Consider the following 20,851-nt stretch of genomic DNA (forward strand, 5'->3'; position numbering starts at 1 on the left):
TTGATGGAGGCGGAGAAATGAACGGTAATATTATGCACGGCACCGTAGACGGCAGCAGTTGGCTGCTGCTCGGTGTCATGGGCGATCCGATCGCTCACTCCAAATCGCCTGTCATGCATCAGGCGGCGTTAGCCGAGCTTGGCCTGCAAGGCGCTTACGTCCCGCTTCACATACGTCCGAAGGGGCTTGCGGATGCAATTTCGGCCGTGCGTTCCTTACATTTTCGCGGTGTGAACGTGACAATTCCGCACAAGGTTGAGGTCATGAAGTACTTGGATGAAGTGGATGAAGGCGCAGCCCAGATCGGGGCGGTGAACACGATTGTGAATGACAATGGCAGGCTGAAGGGATATAATACGGACGGCATCGGATACGTCCGTTCCCTTAAGGACGAGGCGTGCCCTGATCTGTCCGGCAAGCGGATCGCGGTCCTCGGAGCCGGGGGCGCAGCCCGCGCTATTGTCTACGCGTTGATCGCCGAGCAGCCTGCAGTGATTTCGATTCTGAACCGGACGGAAGCCAAAGCGCGGGAGCTGTCCGAGGAATGGAGCAAGCTCGCGGACATCCGGGGGTTTGGCGAGGAGGCAAGCCGCGAAGTTCTGGCTGCTGCCGATGTCGTCATTAATACGACCTCGGTCGGCATGCATCCGAACATTGGAGATGTTCCCGTCAATCCGGACTTCATTCGCGAGGGGGCTGTCGTCAGTGACCTGATCTACAATCCGCTGAAGACGTCCCTGCTGCGCGAAAGCGAGCGAAGACAGTGCACCGTTCACGGCGGGCTTGGCATGTTTGTCAACCAGGGCGCTTACGCATTTGAATTCTGGACTGGGCTGGATGCCCCGGTGACGGCCATGCGGGAAGCGGTGCTTAACAGCTTTCGCTCAGGGTAAACTAGGGTTAAAATAAATAAGACACTTGGATTTCAATAGATGAATCATTAAGGAGCACGTATATACATGTTAACTGGAAAGCAAAAGCGATTTTTACGGTCTCAGGCCCACCATCTGGATCCGATCTTTCAGGTCGGCAAAGGAGGAAGCAATGAGCATTTGATCAGACATGTGTCTGAGGCGCTTGAGAAGCGGGAGCTGATCAAGGTATCGGTTCTTAACAACTGCCTGGAGGATCCGCGCGATATTGCCGAGGAGATTTCGGCTGGCGCACATGCGGAACTGGTTCAGGTTATTGGCAAAACGATTGTGCTGTACAAGGAATCGAAGGATCACAAAACGATCGAGCTTCCTTGATGCATAAAAGCCACCTTGGTGCATAAGGGGATTCGTGATGAAGATAGGAATTATGGGAGGCACCTTTGATCCGATTCATATCGGACATCTGCTGGCCGCCGAAGCTGCCCGCGATGCCCACGCCCTGGATGAAGTATGGTTCATGCCGAGCCACATCCCTCCGCACAAGGAGGACGCAGGCATGACCGGCCGCGTGCGGCTTGCGATGGCCGCTGAAGCGATAGCCGGTCATCCGTCCTTTCGCCTGCTCGATTGGGAAGTGAAGCGGGGCGGGATTTCCTACACCGTTGATACGGTGAAGGAGCTGAAGGAGGTATATCCCGATCACAGCTTTGCTTTCATTATCGGGGCCGATATGGTCAATTATCTCCCAAAGTGGAACCGGATTGAGGAGCTTGCCGGGATGCTGACTTTTATTGGCGTCAACCGTCCGGGTTCGAAGCTTGCGGTTGATCAGCTGCCAGACTTCCTGCAGAAGGCGGTAGTGACGGCGGATATGCCGCTTGTCGATATTTCGTCTACGACGATTCGCGAGCGGGCGGCAGCGGGTAAATCCATTCGTTATATGGTGCCGGACCGGGTATATGATTATATTGTTAGGAGCGGTATTTATGGTGTACAGCCGTGAGCAGTTGATGGAGGCGGTATCTGCCCAGATGCCAGCCAAACGATGGGCGCATACCCTTGGGGTTATGGAGACGGCAGTCCGGCTGGCGGAACAATACGGCGCGGACCCCGTCAAGGCGGATCTGGCGGCGATTTTGCACGATGTTGCGAAGTATTGGCCGGTACAGAAGCTGGAGCAGATGATCAAGGATCACGGCTTGTCTTCAGAGCTGCTGGATTATGACAAACAGCTGTGGCATGCCGAGGTGGGCGCTTTTGTAGCCAGGCAGGAATACGGTGTGGAGGATCAGGAAGTGCTGGATGCGATCCGATATCACACCTCTGGCCGCGTCGGCATGACCCTGCTTGACAAAGTGGTCTGTCTGGCCGACTACATCGAGCCGGGACGCGATTTTCCCGGGGTGAATAATATTCGCGATCTGGCCAACCATAGCCTTGAGGAGGCGCTGGTTGCCGGATTCGAGTCAACAATACAATTTCTTCTGTCGAGAAGGCAGATCATTTTTCCATTAACGTTTATGGCACGCAATGATCTTATTAAGCAATTGGAGGCGAATTCATGACATTAGGTCCAAATGAATTGTTACAAGTGGCTGTACAGGCTGCAGAAGACAAAAAAGCAATGGATATCGTAGTTCTCGATCTAAAAGGGATTTCGCTGGTGGCTGACTATTTTGTCATCTGTCACGGTAACTCGGACACCCAGGTACAGGCGATTGCAACTGAAATTCGCAAGCGGGTGCATGAGGTTGGAGCTTCCCTGCGCGGTCTTGAGGGAATGGATGCCGCGCGCTGGGTGCTGATGGATATCGGAGATGTGGTCGTTCATATCTTCCACCGGGACGAGCGCGAGTATTACAACATCGAGCGTCTGTGGTCTGACGCCAAAGTGGTGGAGAAAGTATGAGCCTGCTCGCAGGGACCATCGTTGAGCTTGAAGTATCCCGAGAGGTATCTCCGTATGGATACTTTCTGAATGCCGGGGATCGGGATGTTCTGCTTCATTACTCGGAGATTATCGGGAAAATTCAGCCTGGCGACAAGGTTGAGGTGTTTATTTTCTTCGATACCGAGGACCGGCTCGCAGCTACGATGAAAAAACCATACTTGACTCTCGGCGAGACAGCCAAGCTGATGGTGGCTGACGTTCACCCGAGACTGGGCTGCTTTCTGGAGATGGGACTTGGCAGACAGCTGCTGCTTCCGATTCGGGAGCTTCCGGAGCTGCGCGAGCTCCATCCGCAGGTTGGCGACCATGTGTTTGTTACGATGGAGCATGACAAGCAGGGCCGTCTTCGGGCCAAGCTGGCCGGAGAAGAGCAGCTGGCTCCGCTTGCGTTCCATGCACCTGACTCCTGGAAGGGAGAATGGTTCAATGCGCTGGTGTACAAGCCGCTTCAGATGGGAACGTTTGTCATCGTGGATGGCGGGGTCATCGGATTTGGCGTAATCGGCATGATTCACTCCTCGGAACGGACGCGCCTTCTTCGCCTTGGTGAGGAGGTCCGTGTGCGGGTAAGTCATATTCGTGAGGATGGCCGGGTTAATCTGTCGATGGTGCCGCGCAAGGAAGTCAGCCGTAACGATGATGCGGATCGGCTGCTTGCTTTTCTGAAGGAGCGTCCGGGGCATGCGATGCCTTATTCCGATGAAACACCGCCAGATATTATCAAACAGCGGTTTGGGATCAGTAAATCGGCTTTCAAGCGGGCGCTTGGGAAACTGATGAAGGACGGTCTCGTTACCCAGAAGGAAAGCTGGACCTACCTCGTGAATAAAGACGAGCCTGAGTCCCCAGATACAGCCAAACCGACGAAATAATTAAGCAAAGCTTCAGAAAGTGGTGCCGTCATGATGTCTTATCGCAAGTTCGCCTACGTATATGACCAACTTATGGAGGATATGCCCTACCCGGACTGGATCAGGTTTGCCAGAACGGCATGGGAGAAGCACGGGATGCCGAAAAGCGTTGCGGAGCTGGGCTGCGGCACCGGCAGCATTACGATTCCGCTGGTCAACTCCGGATTCGAGGTTACCGGGATCGACTTGTCTGCCGACATGCTGTCCGTTGCCCGTCGCAAGCTGGAGGACACTGCGGGCGGAAGCCGGCTGTACCGGGAAGGCAGCATCCGCTGGATTCAGCAGGATATGCGCTCCTGGGAGCTGCCGGAGCAGGTGGACTCCGTCATCTCCTTCTGTGACTGCTTCAACTATTTGCTGGAAGAGGACGATATCCGCTCCGCATTCGACAGAACCTATGCCGGTCTTAAGGAAGGCGGCACGTTTCTGTTTGATGTTCATCATCCGAACACATTTGTCCGCTACGATGAAGAGCAGCCGTTTGTGCTGGATGAGCGGGGCGTTTCCTACATATGGACCTGCGCACTGGATGAAGCCCGCTGCGAAATCGAGCATCATCTCTCGATTTTTGCGCGCGATGAGAAAGATCCATCCATCTATCGCCGGTTTGAAGAGACACATGTCCAGCGGGGTTACGACCCTGAATGGATGAGAACCGAGCTGGTCAAGGCCGGGTTTCGCGACGTGCAATGCTACGCGGACTTCGAATGGATCGAAGCCGGGCCGGATGCGAGCCGGCTGTTCTATGTTGCGATCAAGTAATGCGGCGGCATGCACGCGTTCTTAAATGAAATCGATGGGCATAAAATACACCTTCGTATAGCGTTCCAGCGCTGTGTGAAGGTGTTTTTGTATGCAGCCGGGTTAATTGAAAGATGCGAATGCGCATGTTTATTTGACTGTGGTTAAGATGGAGCGGAAACGGTATAGGTTTGGCGATGGGACTGTGATAGGATGATCAAAAAATCAACGCACCTGTCATTGTCACGGATCTGTTGATGATGGATCACCGACGGGAAAGGATGGTATACGAGCATGAAGCTATCTGTTTTTACCGTAGCAACCCCGGACTTGACGCCGGAAGAGCTGGCCAAGGCAGCCATGGATGCCGGGATTGAAGGCATTGAATGGAGATTCAAGGAGGTGCCGCCGGAGGCTGCCGATGAGAGCCCATCCTTCTGGCGGAATAATCGCTGTTCCATCGACCCCGGGGGCTCCGAGGAGGAATGGCTTCGATTCAAGCGAGCAGCAGAGTTATATGGACGTAAAAGTCTGGCGGTGGTCCCTTATTTGACATGCGGGGATCTGGAAGCGACGGACAGCGTTATGAAAGCGGCTGCATTACTGGACGCCTCCTTCATTCGTATCGGGATTCCAGGTTATGACCGGACGTCCAATTACAATGAGCTGTATGCCCAAACGGTGGCCTATTTAACTGAAGTGGAGCAGATGGCTTCCTCTTACCGGCTGAAGGCGCTGGTGGAGACGCATCATCAGACGATTGCCCCGAGCGCCAGCTTGGCGTACCGGCTTGTCCGGCATTTTCACCCCGACCACATCGGCGTGCTCTACGATCCAGGTAATATGGTGCATGAAGGATATGAGAATTACAGGATGGGGCTGGAGCTGCTGGGGCCTTACCTGGCCCATGTTCATGTCAAGAATGGAGGTTACCACCGAGCGACCGCAGGCGGTCCGGGCAAAGCGGTCTGGGGTACGTCATGGTCTCCGCTCGATGAAGGTGCTGTTCCATGGGCACAGGTGATTGCGGATCTGCAAGCGGTGGGATACGACGGGTATTTCGGAATTGAGGATTTCAGCGGCACTCATGCATCCCGAGAGATGCTGATTCAGTTTGCAGAGAAAATGGGGTTATGGACCAGCCTCAAAACGGTATAAGCAGCTTTTAGATAAAGAGGAGGAATGCACATGAAACAGGTCAGAATCGGTGTCATTGGACTTGGAATGGGATTCTCGCATGCGAAATCGCTGGCTTCCGGAGCCATAGCCGGGGCGAAGCTGACTGCAGTATGCGATATTAATCCGGCGAAGCAGCAGGCGGCTGCAGAGACGCTGCCAGCCGATGTAAAGGTGTGGAGCGATGCGGAAGCGATGGCGGCCTCGGGCGAGGTTGATGCTGTCGTGATCGCGACGCCGCATTACGGACATCCGCAGGAAGCGATCCGGTGTTTGAACAAAGGGCTGCACGTGCTGATCGAAAAGCCGGCCGGCGTATATACGAAGCAGGTGCGGGAGCTTAACAAGGTCGCTGCGGACAGCGGCAAGGTGTTCTCGATTATGTACAATCAGCGCTGCAATCCGCTGTATAAAAAGCTGCGCGAGCTGATCGCTGCCGGAGAGCTGGGGGAAATCCGCCGCACCAACTGGATTATCACCAATTGGTACCGCTCCCAGAGCTATTACGATTCCGGAGGCTGGCGGGCAACCTGGGCCGGCGAAGGCGGCGGCGTGCTTATCAACCAATCCCCGCATCAGCTTGACTTATGGCAGTGGACGACCGGCATGATGCCTGTCCGGGTTCGCGCCTTCTGCGCCTTCGGAAAGTATCGCAACATTGAGGTTGAGGATGATGTAACGGCCTATGTGGAGTATGAAAACGGGGCGACGGGGGTCTTTATTACGACTACGGGCGAAGCGCCGGGGACGAATCGGTATGAGGTGAACGGGGACCGCGGCAAAATCGTAATTGAGGACGGCAAACTGACATTTTGGCGGCTTCGTGTTCCGGAGCCTGAATTCAATCAAACCTATAAGGGCGGCTTCGGCGAACCCGAATGCTGGAAATGCGACGTTCCGGTAGATCCGCATCATCCTCAGCATAACGGAATTTTACAAAATTTCACCGACGCGATTCTGAAAGGCACTCCGCTGATTGCTCCCGGAGAAGAGGGAATTCATGGCCTGACCCTGTCCAATGCGATGCATCTGTCCACCTGGACGGACAACTGGGTTGAGCTCCCGCTGGATGAGGAGCTGTATCATAGCATGCTGCAGGAGCGGGCAGCGAACTCGGTCAAGCGCAAGCCGGTTCAGGAGATTGAATCTGTGGATATGAGCTCAACGTTCGGCTCTTATTGAAGCTGAAGCATGGGAGGAGGAAAGGTGATGGATCGGAGCAACGGAATGATGTATGCGCCCGAGGGCAAGCCGCAGCCGGTATGCAAGCCAGGCGAGTTTGTAATTGCGGCGATGGCGTTGGAGCACGGGCATATATACGGCATGTGCAACGGATTGATCGAGGCGGGTGCTGTGTTGAAATGGGTGTATGATGCGGACCCGGCCAAGGTGCAAAGCTTTTGTGATAAATATCCCGGTGTGAAAGCGGCATCCTCGGAGGCGCAAATCCTGGAGGACCCTGAAGTTGCGCTTGTGGCAGCGGCTGCTATCCCTTCGGAACGCTGTGCGCTGGGCCTCAAGGTGATGTCCCATGGAAAGGACTATTTTACAGACAAGACGCCATTCACAACGCTGGAGCAGGTAGCTGCTGCGCGTGCGAAGGCGGCTGAGACCGGAAGGAAGTACATGGTCTACTACAGCGAGCGCCTCCATGTGGAGAGCGCGGTTCATGCGGGGAAGCTCATTCACGACGGGGCGATCGGCAAGGTCGTCCAGGTGATCGGCACGGGACCGCATCGCTTGAACGCCGGGTCCAGGCCGGACTGGTTCTTCAAGCATGAGCAGTATGGCGGAATCTTATGTGATATCGGTTCTCACCAGATTGAGCAGTTTCTTTATTATACAGGCAACAAGAATGCGAGAATTGCCGGCAGCAAAGTGGCTAATTACGCCAACCCGCAATATCCGGAGCTGGAGGATTTCGGTGACGCTTCCCTGATCGGCGACAACGGAGCAACGGGCTACTTCCGCGTCGATTGGCTGACTCCCGCCGGACTTGGCACTTGGGGGGACGGGCGAACGATCATTCTCGGCACAGCAGGGTATATCGAGCTTCGCAAATATATTGATGTGGCCCGGCATCCGTATGGGGATCAGCTGTATCTCGTAAACGGCGAGGGCGAGTTCCATATGGATCTGCGGGGGAAGGTAGGTTATCCGTTTTTCGGGGAGCTTATTCTCGACTGTCTGAACCGTACGGAACACGCGATGACGCAGGAGCATGCATTTAAAGCCGGGGAGTTATGTGTACTCGCGCAAAAAGAAGCCGTGCGAATTCAATAATTGCTATATAATGAAGATCATGGAGAGCCCGCTCAGGCAAGAGGGGCAGCGGTGGTATAAGGAGGGTTGCTCATGACTTCATCATCCGATTCCGGGCGCATCTCGCTCTTCGATCCTATGGGGCAGCAGGAGCCGTTCGATTTCGGTTACCATGTGGATTCCCCGATGACCGGAGGCCAGTTTCATTCCCATTCTCTGTATGAAATCTATTATTTTCACGAAGGGCGCTGCACATATCTGATCGGGGATTCGATCTTTGTGCTGAAGCCTGGCGACCTGCTGCTGATGAACGGACTGACGCTTCATTGTCCGAAGGTTGAGCCGGGCACGCCTTACATAAGAAGCATCATCCATTTTGATCCCGCTTGGGTGTGCAGGGATATGCCCGAGTCTGTAAGAAGCGCTTTGCTTGAACCCTTTGCTTCCCTGCTTAATTACCGAATGACGCTGGAGGGAGCAAGGAAGGCTGAATTCGAGAGCATGCTGGCTGGCATGCATCGGCTTGGACTGTCGAAGAACAGGTTCGTTCGGGAGCGTATGGCGCTGAGGCTGCAAGAGATGATGTACATGATATCAGACTGGTGTCAGGGCGCGGTTCAGGACCAGGAAGCCGTTTCGGATAAGGAGCGGCATGTGCAGCATGTTATTTCATTTGTAGAGCAAAACTATATGTATGATTTGACCCTGGACCAAATCGCCAGGGAGGCGCATGTGACCAAGCATTATCTGTCCTCCCTCTTTAAAGAGATTACGGGCACGAGCGTGTTCAAATATGTATACAATCGCAGGATCAACCAGGCCAAAATTTTGCTGAGACTGAATCCCGATCTGAGCATTACGGAAGTCAGTCAGGCTGCAGGGTTCAAACATCTGGCTCACTTCAGCCGGATGTTTAAAGAGATGGTAGGCGCAACGCCGGAGCATTACCGCAAAAGCGGGGTCGACATTCATTGACTTCACCTTGCATTTTGGTTATAATAGCCACATTAAAATGATACACATGGAATGCGATGATGAGGACCAGTAATTCTGCATTGATCATCCAGAGAGCCGGCGCTTTAGGTGGAAGCCGGTTGACGATGGGAATGAAACTCACCTCGGAGCAGCGGTGTCAACCGGTGTCAGCAGCGCTAGTCTCGCTGAAGTGACCGACGAAGCATTGCCGTCTCATCCGCGCTAAGGATGCAAAAGTGAGTGAAAGGCGAAGCATGCCTTTGACTAACTAGGGTGGTACCACGGGAATCTAACCTCCCGTCCCTAGCGATCGACGCTATGGACGGGAGGTTTTTTGGTTTTAACCCTATCATCAAGCTGCCATCAAGATGCTGTTGGCTAGCTTGAGGATAGCGAAAGCAAGAGACCGCGTCTATGATGCGGTCCGGTTTCAGCAACCTGCGTCGATCGGCGCAGGTTGCAATGGCACGGCGCGCAGGCGCGCGTGCCCGACTGTGAAGGAGGAGCAGGAAGTATGACGGATCATCAGCAATCAGGATACGGCTACCAGCCGACGCAAATCGAGCCCAAGTGGCAGAAGTATTGGGACGAGCACAAAACCTTTAAAACCGAAGAGCAATCTTCCAAACCGAAATTTTATGCACTGGATATGTTCCCGTATCCATCGGGTTCAGGCCTCCATGTAGGGCATCCCGAGGGTTATACGGCAACTGATATCGTATCCCGCTACAAGCGTATGCGCGGATACAATGTGCTTCATCCGATGGGCTGGGATGCATTCGGTTTGCCTGCCGAGCAGTATGCGATGGATACGGGCAAGCATCCGCGCGATTTCACACTGCAGAACATCGATAATTTCCGCAGACAGATTAAGTCGCTGGGCTTTTCGTATGACTGGGATCGGGAGATCAGCACCACCGACCCGGACTATTATAAATGGACCCAGTGGATTTTTATACAGCTTTACAAGCGGGGTCTTGCCTATGTGGCGGAAGTTCCGGTGAACTGGTGCGAAGCGCTCGGCACGGTTCTCGCGAATGAAGAGGTCATCGACGGCAAGAGTGAACGCGGCGGCCATCCGGTTGTGCGCAAGCCGATGCGTCAGTGGATTCTGCGCATTACGGCATACGCTGATCGCCTGCTCGAGGATCTGGATGAGCTGGACTGGAGCGACAGCCTGAAGGAGATGCAGCGCAACTGGATCGGCAAGTCGACCGGTGCGGAAGTCCGGTTTGACATCGAGGGCCATGACAGCCAGCTCGAAGTATTCACGACTCGCCCGGACACCCTGTTCGGAGCGAGCTACTGCGTACTGGCTCCGGAGCATGAACTGGTCGAACGGATTACAACCGAAGAGCAGCGCGAGGCGGTTAAAGCTTACCAAGAGGTGGCTGCTCGCAAGAGCGACCTGGAGCGGACAGATCTTGCCAAGGACAAAACCGGCGTATTCACGGGCGCTTATGCCATCAATCCGGCGAACGGTGCCAGAATGCCGATCTGGATTGCTGATTATGTGCTCGCAGGCTACGGCACAGGCGCGATTATGGCCGTACCGGGCCATGATACCCGCGACTGGGAGTTTGCCAAGCAGTTTGGCCTGGACATCATTGAGGTGGTGAAGGGCGGCAATGTGGAGGAAGAGGCCTATACGGGCGATGGAGAGCATGTCAACTCCGACTTCCTGAACGGATTGAACAACGAAGCGGCCATCAACGAAATGATCGCCTGGCTGGAGAAGAACGGCAAAGGTCAGAAGAAAGTGACCTATCGCCTTCGCGACTGGCTGTTCAGCCGCCAGCGTTACTGGGGAGAGCCGATACCGATTCTCCATCTCGAAGACGGATCGATGAAGCCGGTTCCTGAGGATCAGCTTCCGCTTCTGCTTCCGGATGTCGATCAGATCAAGCCGTCCGGCACCGGTGAATCTCCGCTTGCGAACGTGACGGAATGGGTGGAGACAGTGGATCCGGAGACCGGCATGAAGGCGCGGCGCGAGACCAATACGATGCCGCAATGGGCCGGCAGCTGCTGGTACTATCTGCGATACATCGACCCGAAGAACAACGAAGAACTGTGCTCGAAGGAGAAGCAGAAGGAATGGTTGCCGGTTGACCTGTACATCGGCGGTGCGGAGCATGCGGTGCTGCATTTGCTGTACGCCCGTTTCTGGCATAAGGTGCTGTATGATCTGGGTGTGGTCGACACCAAGGAGCCGTTCCAGAAACTGGTGAACCAGGGGATGATCCTGGGGACCAACAATGAGAAGATGAGTAAATCCCGCGGCAACGTCATCAATCCGGATGATATTGTAAAGGAATACGGTGCTGACACCTTGCGTGTATACGAGATGTTCATGGGGCCGCTGGAAGCGACCAAGCCATGGAATACGAACGGAGTGGAAGGCACGTACCGCTTCCTCTCGCGCGTATGGCGCCTGTTCATCGGAGAAGATGGCAGCCTCAATCCTAGAATTGTGGACGCTGAGGGTACCGACGAGTTCAAGCGTATGCTGCACAAAACGATTAAAAAAGTCACCGACGATTTCGAGCATCTGCGCTTCAACACGGCGATCAGCCAGCTGATGATCTTCATTAATGAAGCCTACAAAACCGATGTTCTTCCGCGCAAGGCGATGGAGAACTTTGTACAGATGCTGTCCCCGCTTGCGCCTCACTTGGCTGAGGAGCTGTGGAGCCGACTCGGTTACAGCGGCAGTATTACCTATGTATCCTGGCCGGAATATGACGAGGCTTGGACCGTGGAAGCTGAAGTCGAAATCGTCGTTCAGGTTAACGGCAAAATTGTGGAGCGCACCAAGGTTGCGCCGGACATGAATCAAGAAGCCATGCAAGAACATAGCCTCTCCCTTCCAAATGTCAAGCAGGCGCTGGAAGGGAAGAGTATTCGCAAAGTAATCGCTGTACCGGGTAAACTGGTCAATATCGTGGCCGGTTAATTGTAAAACCAAAGGCGGCGTCGAGTTTTACCAAATCCTCATCATATTTGTCATGTGTCGTTTGGATTAATTGGTAAAACAGCCCGTTCAGGTGACCGTTAAGCAGGCGCAGCGCCTGAGCGGTGATGCCGCCTGGAACCGCTACACGTTCCTGAAGCTGCTCAGGGGAGAAACCTTCTTCCGTGAGCAGCTTGCCGGTGCCAAGCAGCATTTCACCGGCCAGCGTGTTCAGCGTTCCGCGGTCAGCCCCGGTTAGTTCGACGGCAGCGTCGATCCATTTTTCCACAAACAAACTCAAAAAAGCAGGCCCGCAGCTGGAGAAATCGGAAGTGATTCGCGTGTGCGATTCCAGTATCTCAACGGGCCTGCTGATATAAGACAGGAGGCTTTCAATAAGCTGCCTGTCTTCTTCTTTTATTCGGGAGCCATACATGCATAACGTCGCTCCGCCTCCCGTTTTGTTGGTGATGCTGGGTATAATTTTAGCCACCTTGCATGGCAGCGACGATTCCAGGTGGATCAGCTGGACCGGGCTGGTGATCGAAATCGCGATCTGCTCGGGCCTGAGCGAGGACTGGATTTCATCAATGACAGCTTTAAATTCCAACGGTTTGATACATAAGAAGATGAGGTCGCTTTCCGAGGCGGTTTCCGAATTACAGCTGCAAACGCTTAAGCCGGGATGCCGCTCCGCCAGCAACAACGCTTTTTCAGGGCTCCGATTGCTGACAAGAATTTGCTTAGGCTGGAGTGCACCCAAGTGGATGAAGGAATCGATCAGCAGGCTTCCCATACTGCCCGTACCGATAAAACCGACCTTCATGGTTACTTCCCTCCTTTCGCGCGTTACGGCAGAAATGTACCGTTCTTACGTCTAATGTATGTGAGAGTCGGCGAATCATGACCAATTTCGCAGCATTTAGATTACAGGATTTGCGTTAGCAAGGAAGTTCTTTCAGTGAAGTTGAATTGAAGAACAGGAGTGGTGTAAATGAGACGAATATCTCACGGGTTCATGATGGCAGCAGGCATTGTCGGCTGTGGACTTATTTTGTTTGCCGGAACGCCTTCCAAAGGGATGGAGGGCTGGGAACCGCTTAATGACCGGTTAGAGCAGACGCTGCTGGAGCTGGAGCAGCCGGCCCCTGTAGCTGAAGCGAGCGGAGACGCAGGGCTGCCCGCTTCGATGGCTGCGGCGGATACGAATGCGAAGGCGCCGCAGAACAATAGCGGTGAAGCAGCTTCGGCCCAGCAGCAGGGAGCCGCTTCACAAGAGCAGGAGATGCCTGGTCCGGATGAAGCGGGCGGGCAGGCGCCTCCCGCTGGTGCGATCCCGAGCACAGTCCCGCCAGCTGAAGCCCCTTCCCAGGCTGAAGGGAGCGCCGCTTCGCCGCCGGTCGCCGCTGCTCCATCTGTTCAGCCCGCTGACCCGGCTTCGAGTTCGTCCGGCATAATCAACATCAATACCGCATCCGCGGCACAGCTGATGGAACTGCCAGGCATCGGCGAGAAGAAAGCCCAAGCGATCATCGAATACCGCAACCGGTCCGGACCTTTCCGGAATGCCACCGATCTGATGAATGTCAAAGGCATCGGACCGAAAATGATGGAGAAGATGATGCCTTACGTTGGACTTTAGCTGTGTGCTACAATAAAGGCAAGACAGATTACTGATAAGGGAACAGGTGACATTACAATGAGTACGGATCAACGTAAAGATTGGGATACCTATTTTATGGATATCGCCTACATGGTATCGACCCGCTCCCAGTGCCCCCGTCGTCATGTGGGCGCCGTGCTGGTACAGGGCAAGAAGCTGCTGGGCACTGCCTATAACGGGGCGCCAATGGGTGTGCCGGACTGCTCGGAGGCAGGCTGCATGATTTCGGAGGAATATGAGGTTGTGAACCAGGACGGGCAGGAGTTCATGGTGAAAAAACAGCGCTGTATCCGCACGATTCATGCGGAGCAGAATCTGCTGCTGTTTACCGATCGGATCGACAGGGAGGGCAGCACCGTCTATGTGACGGATGAGCCCTGCTGGACATGTGCCAATATGCTAGCGAACAGCGGCATCGTTGAAATTGTGTATCATCGCCCGTATCCTAAGGATACGGAAAAGGTATCGCGGATGATGGAGCAGAAGGGGATTCAATTCCGCCAGTTCCTGCAATATGAACCTCCGCGCGAGACGTTGATGAGTGTGGTCGAATGAGACTGCTTTAATAGATCATTCATACAGTTTGGGGAAGTACCCTGGTCTGCTTTTTTTAAAGCGGACCAGGGTTTTTTAGTGAGCTGGGACAGGAAAGGTGGGTGGAATGATATGAAACGAAGACCTCTTCTGGCGTTTACCGTAATGTGGGTCATCGGAAGCGGGGCGGCAAGCATGTGGTCGGGCTCCCGGCTTATGCTCGTGCTGGCAGGCATGCTGATGCTGGTCCTCGTCCTTTGCTGCCTGGAAGAGGCAGGGCGAGGAATAATGCTGTGTATGCTATTGTCACTATCTCTGGGGGCTCTGTATTGGGAGATGCATGATGCGGCCAATGTGAGCCAGCTATCGTCCAGCGCAGCGTCCGGGGATGAGATGGGGACGATTACCGGCTCGGGTACGATTGCATCTCCGGTTGAGATCGACGGAGATCGGGCCAGTTTTAGAGTTATGCTGCGTGAAGCAGATATCGGCGAGAGTGACGGCAGCGCCTTGGCAGCCGCAGACCCGCAAATGGATGCTGGGGTTGATGAAGCTGCCGATGTACAAGGGGGCGGAGCGTACACATCAGGACGATCCGTCAAGGAAACGGTGATGGTTCAGGTCAAACTGCTGAGCGTTGATGAAGTCCAGGTGGTCCGAGCTTGGCAGCGAGGGGATACGATTTGGCTTCAAGGAGAGCTACAGCAGCCGGGGGAGGCGCGTAATTTTGACGGTTTTGATTACCGGGCGTATTTGCGGACCGAGAAGATCCATTGGATCGTTCGGATGAATGGTGTGAGCCAGGCTGAGGTGGCGGCACCAAAGTCATGGCGTCCTGGTCATATATTAAGATGGAATGATTCGATCAGGCAGAGGCTCGGGGACAAGCTGGACCAGCTGTATGACGGCGTGCATGCGGGCTTTATGAAAGGCCTGGTCATCGGCAACCGCGATGATCTGGACCCGGAGACGTTTCGCGAGTTTTCACGTCTGGGGTTGACCCATATATTAGCGATATCCGGAATGCATGTCGCGGTAGTGACAGGATGTTTGCTGTTCATCTTGTCTGCCATGAAGCTGACCCGGGAAACTTCATTGACGGTTGCCATGTGGCTGCTTCCCTTGTACGTGTTGTTGACAGGAGCCAGTCCATCTGTGGTGCGGGCTGGCATGATGGGGGGCATCGGGCTGTATGCAGCCAAGCGACGATTGCTGAAGGACGGATTGAACATTTTAAGTGCGGCCGCGCTCATAATGCTGGTCTGGAATCCGTATTATTTGCTGAATGTCAGCTTTCAGCTCTCGTTTATTGTCACCGCAGGACTGATGATTTTTGTTCCGATGATGATGAGGCTGTTCTCGAAATTACCGGCATGGCTGGCAGGATCGGCAAGTGTAACGGTGGTCGCCCAGCTGGTCTCTTTTCCGCTCACGATCTATTATTTCAACCAGTTTTCGCTGCTGTCGGTGGCGGCCAATCTGGTTCTGGTTCCGCTCATCAGCATGGTCGTGCTGCCGCTGGGGATGATCTCGCTGCTCCTGGGCTGGCTATGGATGGAGGGGGCAGGATGGGTGGCACGGGCGGCAGAGCTGATCAATGGACTCACGTTTGGCATTGTAGAATGGATGAATGCGCCTCTAAGCTTCAGGACGATTTGGGCATCTCCTTCATTCTTATGGATTGTCGGATATTTCGGTCTGCTGTACGGCTTGCTTTATTTGTTGAAAAAGAGAGCCGAGGATTTGGCGCCGGACAGCCAGTCTTCGGATGACACGGTCCCTCTCCTCGTCCCTGCGTCGAGAAGGGGGGATACAGGAGCGACAGGCTATGCGCCGGGGACGCGCGGACTTGCCCCGCCGGCGGGCGCCGGGCTGCCGCCCGTTATAGGCAGGCTTATCTCCAGCCTGATGCTTGGCAGGTTCTACGCTGCGGGGCAGCTGCTGGAGCGTTATGGATACCGGGTGCTGACGATGTGCTGTGCAGGCGGTTTGCTGCTGCTTTTGTACAGCGGATATCAGTCGCCATCCACTCACGGAGCCGGAGTGGTGCAGTTTCTGGACGTGGGACAGGGAGATTCGATTCTGGTGACCACCCCGGAAGGGAAGTTTATTCTCATCGATGGCGGCGGGACACTCAATTTTCGCAAGGAGAGCGATGCGTGGAAAGAAAGGAAGGACCCTTTTGAAGTGGGGAAAAATGTGGTCGTGCCGCTATTGAAGAAGCGCGGTGTTCATCAGCTGGAGGCCGTGCTTGCAACCCATTTTGATCAGGATCATGTGGGCGGCTTGCTGGCGGTGATCGAGGAAATTCCGGTGAAGTCGATATGGATCAACGGAACGGCCGCGGATTCCAGTGCCTTTACAGCGTTCATGGCGTCCGCCGTGTCAAAGAGAATTCCGGTATATCCCGGAAAGGCCGAGTCAGGGGCATGGAGGATCGACAAGGATACCGAAGTGAGGTTTCTTGCGCCCAGCCTGCCGGAGGGAACAGGAAATCATAGCCTGCTGCCGTTGATTAAGGAACAGAATCATGCTTCACTAGTATTTGTGATGGAGATGAGCGGAGGACGATTTCTTTTTACCGGTGATACAGATGCGGCCGCAGAGCAGAAATTATTGCTTCAGCAAGGACGCGACCGTGTGATGGCAAAGGGGCCGGTCGATGTTATGAAGGTTGCGCATCACGGGAGCAAAACATCCACTTCGGATGCCTGGCTGAGCGCCTGGCGGCCCAAGGTGTCGGTCATCTCGGCAGGCGTTAACAACCGGTACGGCCATCCCCATCCGGATGTGGTCCATCGGCTTGAAGAGAGCGGAACGCTCATATATCAGACCAATCTTCACGGGGAAATTCAGTTGAGAATAAAGGATGGTTTGTTCGAGGCAAGAACGAGATTGACAGCCTCCGACGAATCGTGACATGTTTGTATTAGCCGCGTTACAGGAATTGGTCGAAGGCAGCCTGATGACGTTGCCTTTGATATTTGGTATAGTTAGATGAAGTTTCCTGAAAATAATAGGTTACATAACGCAACATTTTTGTCATCATATCCGTCTGTATGTATGCAGGGAGAGGGGGATCCACTGTGGTGGAGCAGGGACTCATCAGAGCCGCTCAATCGGGCGATCGCGACGCTCTAATCACCCTATTGCGAGAAATTGAACATCATGTTTACCGAACGGCCTACTATATTTTAAACAATGAACAGGATGCGTTGGATGCGGCGCAGGAAGCGCTGATACGCGTGTACACCAAGATCAACTCCTATGAGGAGAAAGCGCAGTTCAAAACCTGGGTGCAGCGTATTGTCACCAATATATGCATCGACAAGTTCCGCAGAACGAAGCCGACGGTGTCCATCGAGGAGCATGAGATGGTGTTCCAGGATCAGACCGATGTGGAGAGGGAAGTGCTCTCCGGTTATTTGGCCCAGGACATCCACGAGGCCATCAACAAGCTGCCGGATCATCATCGGACCGTCATCGTTCTAAGGTATTTGCAGGACTTATCCTACAACGAAATTGCTGCTTGTCTGAATCTTCCGCTGAATACGGTGAAATCGTATTTATTCAGAGCCAGACAGCAGCTGCAGAATATGCTCCATGAGCATCAGAAAGGTGGTGTATCAGGATGAATTGTCAAGAGGTGGTGGAGAGCATGCATCGGTATCTGGACCGGGACTTGAGCTCGGATGAGACCGCGCTGATGTATCAGCATATTGCTGTGTGCCCATCATGTGCGGAGACGTTTCAGTTATTGAAGTCCTTATCCAAAGAGCTTGAAGAACTTCCGGCTGTGACGCCGCCCATCAGCCTGGTGGATGCCATTATGCCCCGTCTGGATGCGATTGACCGTGAACGTGGCGAGAGCCCTGCTCCTTCCAAGGAAATCAGCAGCGAGCCCGCCGAGATGACGCCTGAGATTCGGCGCCCGAGACGCCAAGCCAACTGGTGGAGCACGATTGGCGGAAGAACAGCGATCGGCGCGGCCGCTGCTGCTGTCATTCTCGGTGTGGCGATCTTTAGCTTTGAGCCGAAGGTTATCTCCGAGGCTGAGCTTCCGTATGAGGAGGCTGAGACGCTTACCAATGAGACCAGCGCTGCCGGGGAAAATCATGATGCGGAGCAACCGGAAGCAAGCATAATGATGGAGGATGCTCCGGCGGGCAGCGTGATGGATTCAGGGGATGATGGAGACGCTGCCGGTGCTGCCGATGCCCACATCTACACGGCTCCGTCCACGACAAGCCAGGATGATGCTCCGGGGCTAACCCCGGATTCGAAACCGGATCATCAGCCCGAAGAGCCTTCAGAGAAAGTTTCCGAGAAGCTGGGACCGCAAGAGTCTGCGCCAAACGATTCAAGCACGCCGAGTGCTTCGAATGATCCACAGGGCACTAACAGCACCCGGAATTCGCAGACCCCAGGGAGCAATAACCCTTCCGAGGGGAGCGAGTCGACGCCGCCGACGGCAGCCGTTCCGCCGCATGCCGCCGAGAGTCTGCCGCCTGAATCTGACGGCAGGGGAGAAGGGCCTTCGAATCAAGCGGAAGTGAACCCTCCGGAAGCGGGCGCGCTGGAGAGCTCCCAGCCCGAAGGCGGGAGGCTCGATATGGGACTGATGGCTACGGTGCCTGCTGCAGTCTGGGCATCTCCGGATGGCAGATATATGATCCAGCTCGAAGCAAATGATTTTATCGTATACAGTGTACCCACAGATTCGAATGTACCGGCAGAGATTGTAGAATCGGTGCCTTTGAAAGGGGAGTGGGTGGCTGGAGAATGGGTTGACAATCAGACGTTCAGGTACCGAGTGAAGGTCGAGGAGCAGACGGTAGAGTCCGTATATACCGTTAAGAAGTCTTCGTCTTCACAGGAGACGTCCGGAACCGGAACAAGTGGTTCTTCCGGAGGCCAGAATACGCCTGCCAGACCGTAAAGCATCCAAAGCTGTATAAGCCCAATTTTATGTAGAGATATAAGAAATAGCGCACATTATCTGGAGATATGAATACGATATACTAGAGAGAGACACAAGACCAACGTAGCGTCGTATGACCGCCTCGGGGGATGATTCTAGAGCATCCTCTTCGGCGTTTATATAGATGTGTTGGGACAAAGGGACCTTGCTGCTGATAAAGCCGAGGTCCCTTTGTTTTATACAAGCCTCGGACATCGTATCGCCCCGGACCGAGTTTTTTGGTATAGTGTTACACAGAAGGAAAGGGGGAGCGCCGATGGATGCCAAGACGGCGGCCAAGGCGGTCAAGCAGGGAGAAGCCGCATCGGTGTATCTGCTGTATGGCAGCGAGAAGTATCAGATGAATGAATTTGCAGCTTTGTTGGAGGAACAGCTTATTCCGAAGGAAGAGCGGGACTTTGCGATCGTCCGTCTCGATTTGGCCGATACTTCGATTCAAAGTGTGGTAGAGGAGGCGGAGACCGTTCCATTTATGGTGCCGAAGAAGCTGATTTTTGTTCGGGACACCTCGTTTTTCACTGCCGCCAAGGACAATGGGAAGGTTGAGCATCGCCCCGAGGCGTTGCTGGATTATATGAATAATCCTGCTGATTACAGCATCATCGTATTTATGGTGCAGCAGGATAAGCTGGATGAACGCAAGAAAGTGGTTAAAGCGGTCAAAAAAGGCGGAGTTGCCCTTTCGTTTGCGCCGCTCGGTGGCGAGGAACTGCTCGGTTGGGTGGACAAGCAGGCACGCCAGCAGGGCTGTACGCTGGCCGATGGGGCCGCGGACGTCCTTGTGCGAAATGCCGGCACGAACCTTCAATCATTGTCAGCCGAAGTAGAGAAGCTGTGCCTGTATGCAGGTGAAGGGGGCGTCATTGATGTTGACACCGTCAATATGCTGGTTGCGCGCAGCACGGAACAGAACGTATTTGCGCTGGTCGAGGATATTGCGAATCTCCGGCTGGACAAGGCGCTGGCTATTTTTTATGAGCTGCTGAAGCAGCGCGAGGAACCGATCAAAATTGCAGCGCTTATTACACGGCAGTTCCGAATCATATTGCAGGTGAAGACCTTGTCTTCGCAAGGGTACACCCAGCAGCAAATTGCATCGCAGATCGGACTGCATCCCTATGCGGTGAAAATCGCAGGGGAGCAGGCACGGAAATTTGAAACGGTGCGGCTTGAGCGGATTCTGAACCGGCTTGCACAGCTGGACTATGAGATGAAGACCGGGGCTGTGGACAAGGTGCTCGGTCTAGAGCTGTTCCTGCTCCGGCTGGGTGCGTAAATCGGAAGGTGAGATGGCTCATGTGATCAACTAACCGCCATCACGCAGCGGAACACCCGCGGTGAGAGAGTTTGCAGCATCGTGCGAACAGGCGTCAGTGAAGGGAGCGGCGGATGAGGATAGGATGCCGCCAGCCCTCTGCTGGCGCCTGAGCTTTATACCTTGAGCCCACTGAACTCAAAAAAACCTGAGCGACATAGGTCAGCCCAGGTTTTTTTCAATAATCATATTCAATTAAACGGCTATTACGCTTGGGACGTAAGAGCGTTCAGTCTTTTCGCCAGACGGGATTTCTTGCGGGCAGCTGCGTTTTTATGGATCAGGCCCTTGGTTACGGCTTTGTCAAGCTTTTTGGAAGCGGCTTGGAAAGCAGCTTTAGCAGCTTCGATTTCAGTACCGTTCAGCGCAACGTCAGCGTTCTTTACAGCTGTGCGGAGCGCGGATTTTTGAGAAATGTTAAGCGCGTGGCGTTTGTCACTTGTTTTAACACGTTTAATCGCGGATTTGATGTTTGGCATTACATTCACCTCCTGTAAGGCATTTCAATAGAGCG

General features: G+C 54.2%; 20 protein-coding genes and 1 other annotated feature. Of the genes, 18 read left to right on the forward strand and 2 right to left on the reverse strand.

Features of this window, described 5'->3' with window-relative positions; all coding sequences use genetic code 11:
• Positions 1–17 precede the first annotated feature (17 nt).
• The 12 genes from aroE (at position 18) to leuS (ending at position 11,847) form a co-directional block, all read left to right on the forward strand.
• Positions 18–893, forward strand: coding sequence for a shikimate dehydrogenase (gene aroE, locus CHH67_RS00755; protein ID WP_244908047.1), 876 nt, complete (start codon positions 18–20; stop codon positions 891–893).
• 66 nt (positions 894–959) lie between these two features.
• Positions 960–1,250, forward strand: coding sequence for a ribosome assembly RNA-binding protein YhbY (gene yhbY / locus CHH67_RS00760; protein WP_095263067.1), 291 nt, complete (start codon positions 960–962; stop codon positions 1,248–1,250).
• A gap of 37 nt (positions 1,251–1,287) precedes the next feature.
• Positions 1,288–1,878 carry a nicotinate-nucleotide adenylyltransferase gene (locus CHH67_RS00765; protein ID WP_095263068.1) on the forward strand — a complete coding sequence of 197 codons (591 nt, stop codon included), beginning with the start codon at positions 1,288–1,290 and terminating at the stop codon, positions 1,876–1,878.
• Complete coding sequence (gene yqeK, locus CHH67_RS00770; RefSeq protein ID WP_095263069.1) at positions 1,862–2,440, forward strand: bis(5'-nucleosyl)-tetraphosphatase (symmetrical) YqeK; 579 nt, start codon at positions 1,862–1,864, stop codon at positions 2,438–2,440. The genes CHH67_RS00765 and yqeK overlap by 17 nt, the downstream gene beginning before the upstream one ends.
• Positions 2,437–2,784 (forward strand): ribosome silencing factor, encoded by a 348-nt coding sequence (gene rsfS, locus CHH67_RS00775; RefSeq protein WP_095263070.1) that lies wholly within the window; start codon positions 2,437–2,439, stop codon positions 2,782–2,784. Before yqeK ends, rsfS begins: the two co-directional genes overlap by 4 nt.
• Positions 2,781–3,698 carry a CvfB family protein gene (locus CHH67_RS00780; protein ID WP_095263071.1) on the forward strand — a complete coding sequence of 306 codons (918 nt, stop codon included), beginning with the start codon at positions 2,781–2,783 and terminating at the stop codon, positions 3,696–3,698. The genes rsfS and CHH67_RS00780 overlap by 4 nt, the downstream gene beginning before the upstream one ends.
• A 30-nt stretch (positions 3,699–3,728) precedes the next feature.
• A complete protein-coding gene (locus tag CHH67_RS00785) occupies positions 3,729–4,499 on the forward strand; it encodes a class I SAM-dependent DNA methyltransferase (RefSeq protein WP_095263072.1) in 771 nt (256 codons plus the stop codon).
• A gap of 273 nt (positions 4,500–4,772) precedes the next feature.
• Entirely contained in the window at positions 4,773–5,636 is an 864-nt protein-coding gene (locus CHH67_RS00790) for a sugar phosphate isomerase/epimerase family protein (RefSeq protein WP_095263073.1), read from the forward strand.
• A 30-nt stretch (positions 5,637–5,666) separates the two neighbouring features.
• Positions 5,667–6,836 (forward strand): Gfo/Idh/MocA family protein, encoded by a 1,170-nt coding sequence (locus tag CHH67_RS00795; RefSeq protein ID WP_095263074.1) that lies wholly within the window; start codon positions 5,667–5,669, stop codon positions 6,834–6,836.
• Between the two features lie 27 nt (positions 6,837–6,863).
• Entirely contained in the window at positions 6,864–7,937 is a 1,074-nt protein-coding gene (locus CHH67_RS00800) for a Gfo/Idh/MocA family protein (RefSeq protein WP_095263075.1), read from the forward strand.
• A 72-nt stretch (positions 7,938–8,009) separates the two neighbouring features.
• A complete protein-coding gene (locus CHH67_RS00805; protein WP_095263076.1) occupies positions 8,010–8,891 on the forward strand; it encodes an AraC family transcriptional regulator in 882 nt (293 codons plus the stop codon).
• A 47-nt stretch (positions 8,892–8,938) separates the two neighbouring features.
• Positions 8,939–9,199 (forward strand) — a binding site (T-box leader).
• 206 nt (positions 9,200–9,405) lie between these two features.
• Positions 9,406–11,847 carry a leucine--tRNA ligase gene (gene leuS, locus CHH67_RS00810; protein ID WP_095263077.1) on the forward strand — a complete coding sequence of 814 codons (2,442 nt, stop codon included), beginning with the start codon at positions 9,406–9,408 and terminating at the stop codon, positions 11,845–11,847.
• Here leuS and comER read toward each other — a convergent pair.
• The gene (gene comER / locus CHH67_RS00815; protein ID WP_095263078.1) at positions 11,828–12,670 is read right to left on the reverse strand and encodes a late competence protein ComER; all 843 of its coding nucleotides are present in this window, start codon (positions 12,668–12,670) and stop codon (positions 11,828–11,830) included. The genes leuS and comER overlap by 20 nt on opposite strands.
• A 168-nt stretch (positions 12,671–12,838) precedes the next feature.
• Here comER and CHH67_RS00820 point away from each other — a divergent pair, with 168 nt between their 5' ends.
• The 6 genes from CHH67_RS00820 (at position 12,839) to holA (ending at position 20,298) form a co-directional block, all read left to right on the forward strand.
• The gene (locus CHH67_RS00820; protein ID WP_095263079.1) at positions 12,839–13,486 is read left to right on the forward strand and encodes a ComEA family DNA-binding protein; all 648 of its coding nucleotides are present in this window, start codon (positions 12,839–12,841) and stop codon (positions 13,484–13,486) included.
• 57 nt (positions 13,487–13,543) lie between these two features.
• Positions 13,544–14,062: a deoxycytidylate deaminase gene (locus CHH67_RS00825; protein ID WP_095263080.1), complete on the forward strand. Its 519-nt coding sequence runs from the start codon at positions 13,544–13,546 to the stop codon at positions 14,060–14,062.
• 111 nt (positions 14,063–14,173) lie between these two features.
• On the forward strand, positions 14,174–16,960 hold the full coding sequence (locus CHH67_RS00830; RefSeq protein ID WP_095263081.1) for a ComEC/Rec2 family competence protein: 2,787 nt from the start codon (positions 14,174–14,176) through the stop codon (positions 16,958–16,960).
• Between the two features lie 167 nt (positions 16,961–17,127).
• Positions 17,128–17,676, forward strand: coding sequence for an RNA polymerase sigma factor (locus CHH67_RS00835; protein ID WP_095263082.1), 549 nt, complete (start codon positions 17,128–17,130; stop codon positions 17,674–17,676).
• The gene (locus CHH67_RS00840; RefSeq protein WP_095263083.1) at positions 17,673–18,980 is read left to right on the forward strand and encodes an anti-sigma factor family protein; all 1,308 of its coding nucleotides are present in this window, start codon (positions 17,673–17,675) and stop codon (positions 18,978–18,980) included. The genes CHH67_RS00835 and CHH67_RS00840 overlap by 4 nt, the downstream gene beginning before the upstream one ends.
• A gap of 298 nt (positions 18,981–19,278) precedes the next feature.
• Positions 19,279–20,298 (forward strand): DNA polymerase III subunit delta, encoded by a 1,020-nt coding sequence (holA, locus tag CHH67_RS00845; protein WP_095263084.1) that lies wholly within the window; start codon positions 19,279–19,281, stop codon positions 20,296–20,298.
• A gap of 245 nt (positions 20,299–20,543) precedes the next feature.
• Here the strand turns inward: holA and rpsT are convergent, their stop codons facing one another.
• On the reverse strand, positions 20,544–20,816 hold the full coding sequence (gene rpsT, locus CHH67_RS00850) for a 30S ribosomal protein S20 (RefSeq protein WP_095263085.1): 273 nt from the start codon (positions 20,814–20,816) through the stop codon (positions 20,544–20,546).
• Positions 20,817–20,851: the final 35 nt, after the last annotated feature.

Origin of the sequence: Paenibacillus campinasensis (assembly GCF_002272015.1) — a bacterium.
Classification (GTDB): domain Bacteria; phylum Bacillota; class Bacilli; order Paenibacillales; family Paenibacillaceae; genus Paenibacillus_AQ; species Paenibacillus_AQ campinasensis.

Excerpts from the sequence above, each read along its gene's own strand:
- aroE (WP_244908047.1), top strand. The coding sequence starts at position 18 with ATGAACGGTAATATTATGCACGGCACCGTAGACGGCAGCAGTTGGCTG.
- yhbY (WP_095263067.1), top strand. The coding sequence starts at position 960 with ATGTTAACTGGAAAGCAAAAGCGATTTTTACGGTCTCAGGCCCACCAT.
- CHH67_RS00765 (WP_095263068.1), top strand. The coding sequence starts at position 1,288 with ATGAAGATAGGAATTATGGGAGGCACCTTTGATCCGATTCATATCGGA.
- yqeK (WP_095263069.1), top strand. The coding sequence starts at position 1,862 with ATGGTGTACAGCCGTGAGCAGTTGATGGAGGCGGTATCTGCCCAGATG.
- rsfS (WP_095263070.1), top strand. The coding sequence starts at position 2,437 with ATGACATTAGGTCCAAATGAATTGTTACAAGTGGCTGTACAGGCTGCA.
- CHH67_RS00780 (WP_095263071.1), top strand. The coding sequence starts at position 2,781 with ATGAGCCTGCTCGCAGGGACCATCGTTGAGCTTGAAGTATCCCGAGAG.
- CHH67_RS00785 (WP_095263072.1), top strand. The coding sequence starts at position 3,729 with ATGATGTCTTATCGCAAGTTCGCCTACGTATATGACCAACTTATGGAG.
- CHH67_RS00790 (WP_095263073.1), top strand. The coding sequence starts at position 4,773 with ATGAAGCTATCTGTTTTTACCGTAGCAACCCCGGACTTGACGCCGGAA.
- CHH67_RS00795 (WP_095263074.1), top strand. The coding sequence starts at position 5,667 with ATGAAACAGGTCAGAATCGGTGTCATTGGACTTGGAATGGGATTCTCG.
- CHH67_RS00800 (WP_095263075.1), top strand. The coding sequence starts at position 6,864 with ATGGATCGGAGCAACGGAATGATGTATGCGCCCGAGGGCAAGCCGCAG.
- CHH67_RS00805 (WP_095263076.1), top strand. The coding sequence starts at position 8,010 with ATGACTTCATCATCCGATTCCGGGCGCATCTCGCTCTTCGATCCTATG.
- leuS (WP_095263077.1), top strand. The coding sequence starts at position 9,406 with ATGACGGATCATCAGCAATCAGGATACGGCTACCAGCCGACGCAAATC.
- comER (WP_095263078.1), bottom strand. The coding sequence starts at position 12,670 with ATGAAGGTCGGTTTTATCGGTACGGGCAGTATGGGAAGCCTGCTGATC.
- CHH67_RS00820 (WP_095263079.1), top strand. The coding sequence starts at position 12,839 with ATGAGACGAATATCTCACGGGTTCATGATGGCAGCAGGCATTGTCGGC.
- CHH67_RS00825 (WP_095263080.1), top strand. The coding sequence starts at position 13,544 with ATGAGTACGGATCAACGTAAAGATTGGGATACCTATTTTATGGATATC.
- CHH67_RS00830 (WP_095263081.1), top strand. The coding sequence starts at position 14,174 with ATGAAACGAAGACCTCTTCTGGCGTTTACCGTAATGTGGGTCATCGGA.
- CHH67_RS00840 (WP_095263083.1), top strand. The coding sequence starts at position 17,673 with ATGAATTGTCAAGAGGTGGTGGAGAGCATGCATCGGTATCTGGACCGG.
- holA (WP_095263084.1), top strand. The coding sequence starts at position 19,279 with ATGGATGCCAAGACGGCGGCCAAGGCGGTCAAGCAGGGAGAAGCCGCA.
- rpsT (WP_095263085.1), bottom strand. The coding sequence starts at position 20,816 with ATGCCAAACATCAAATCCGCGATTAAACGTGTTAAAACAAGTGACAAA.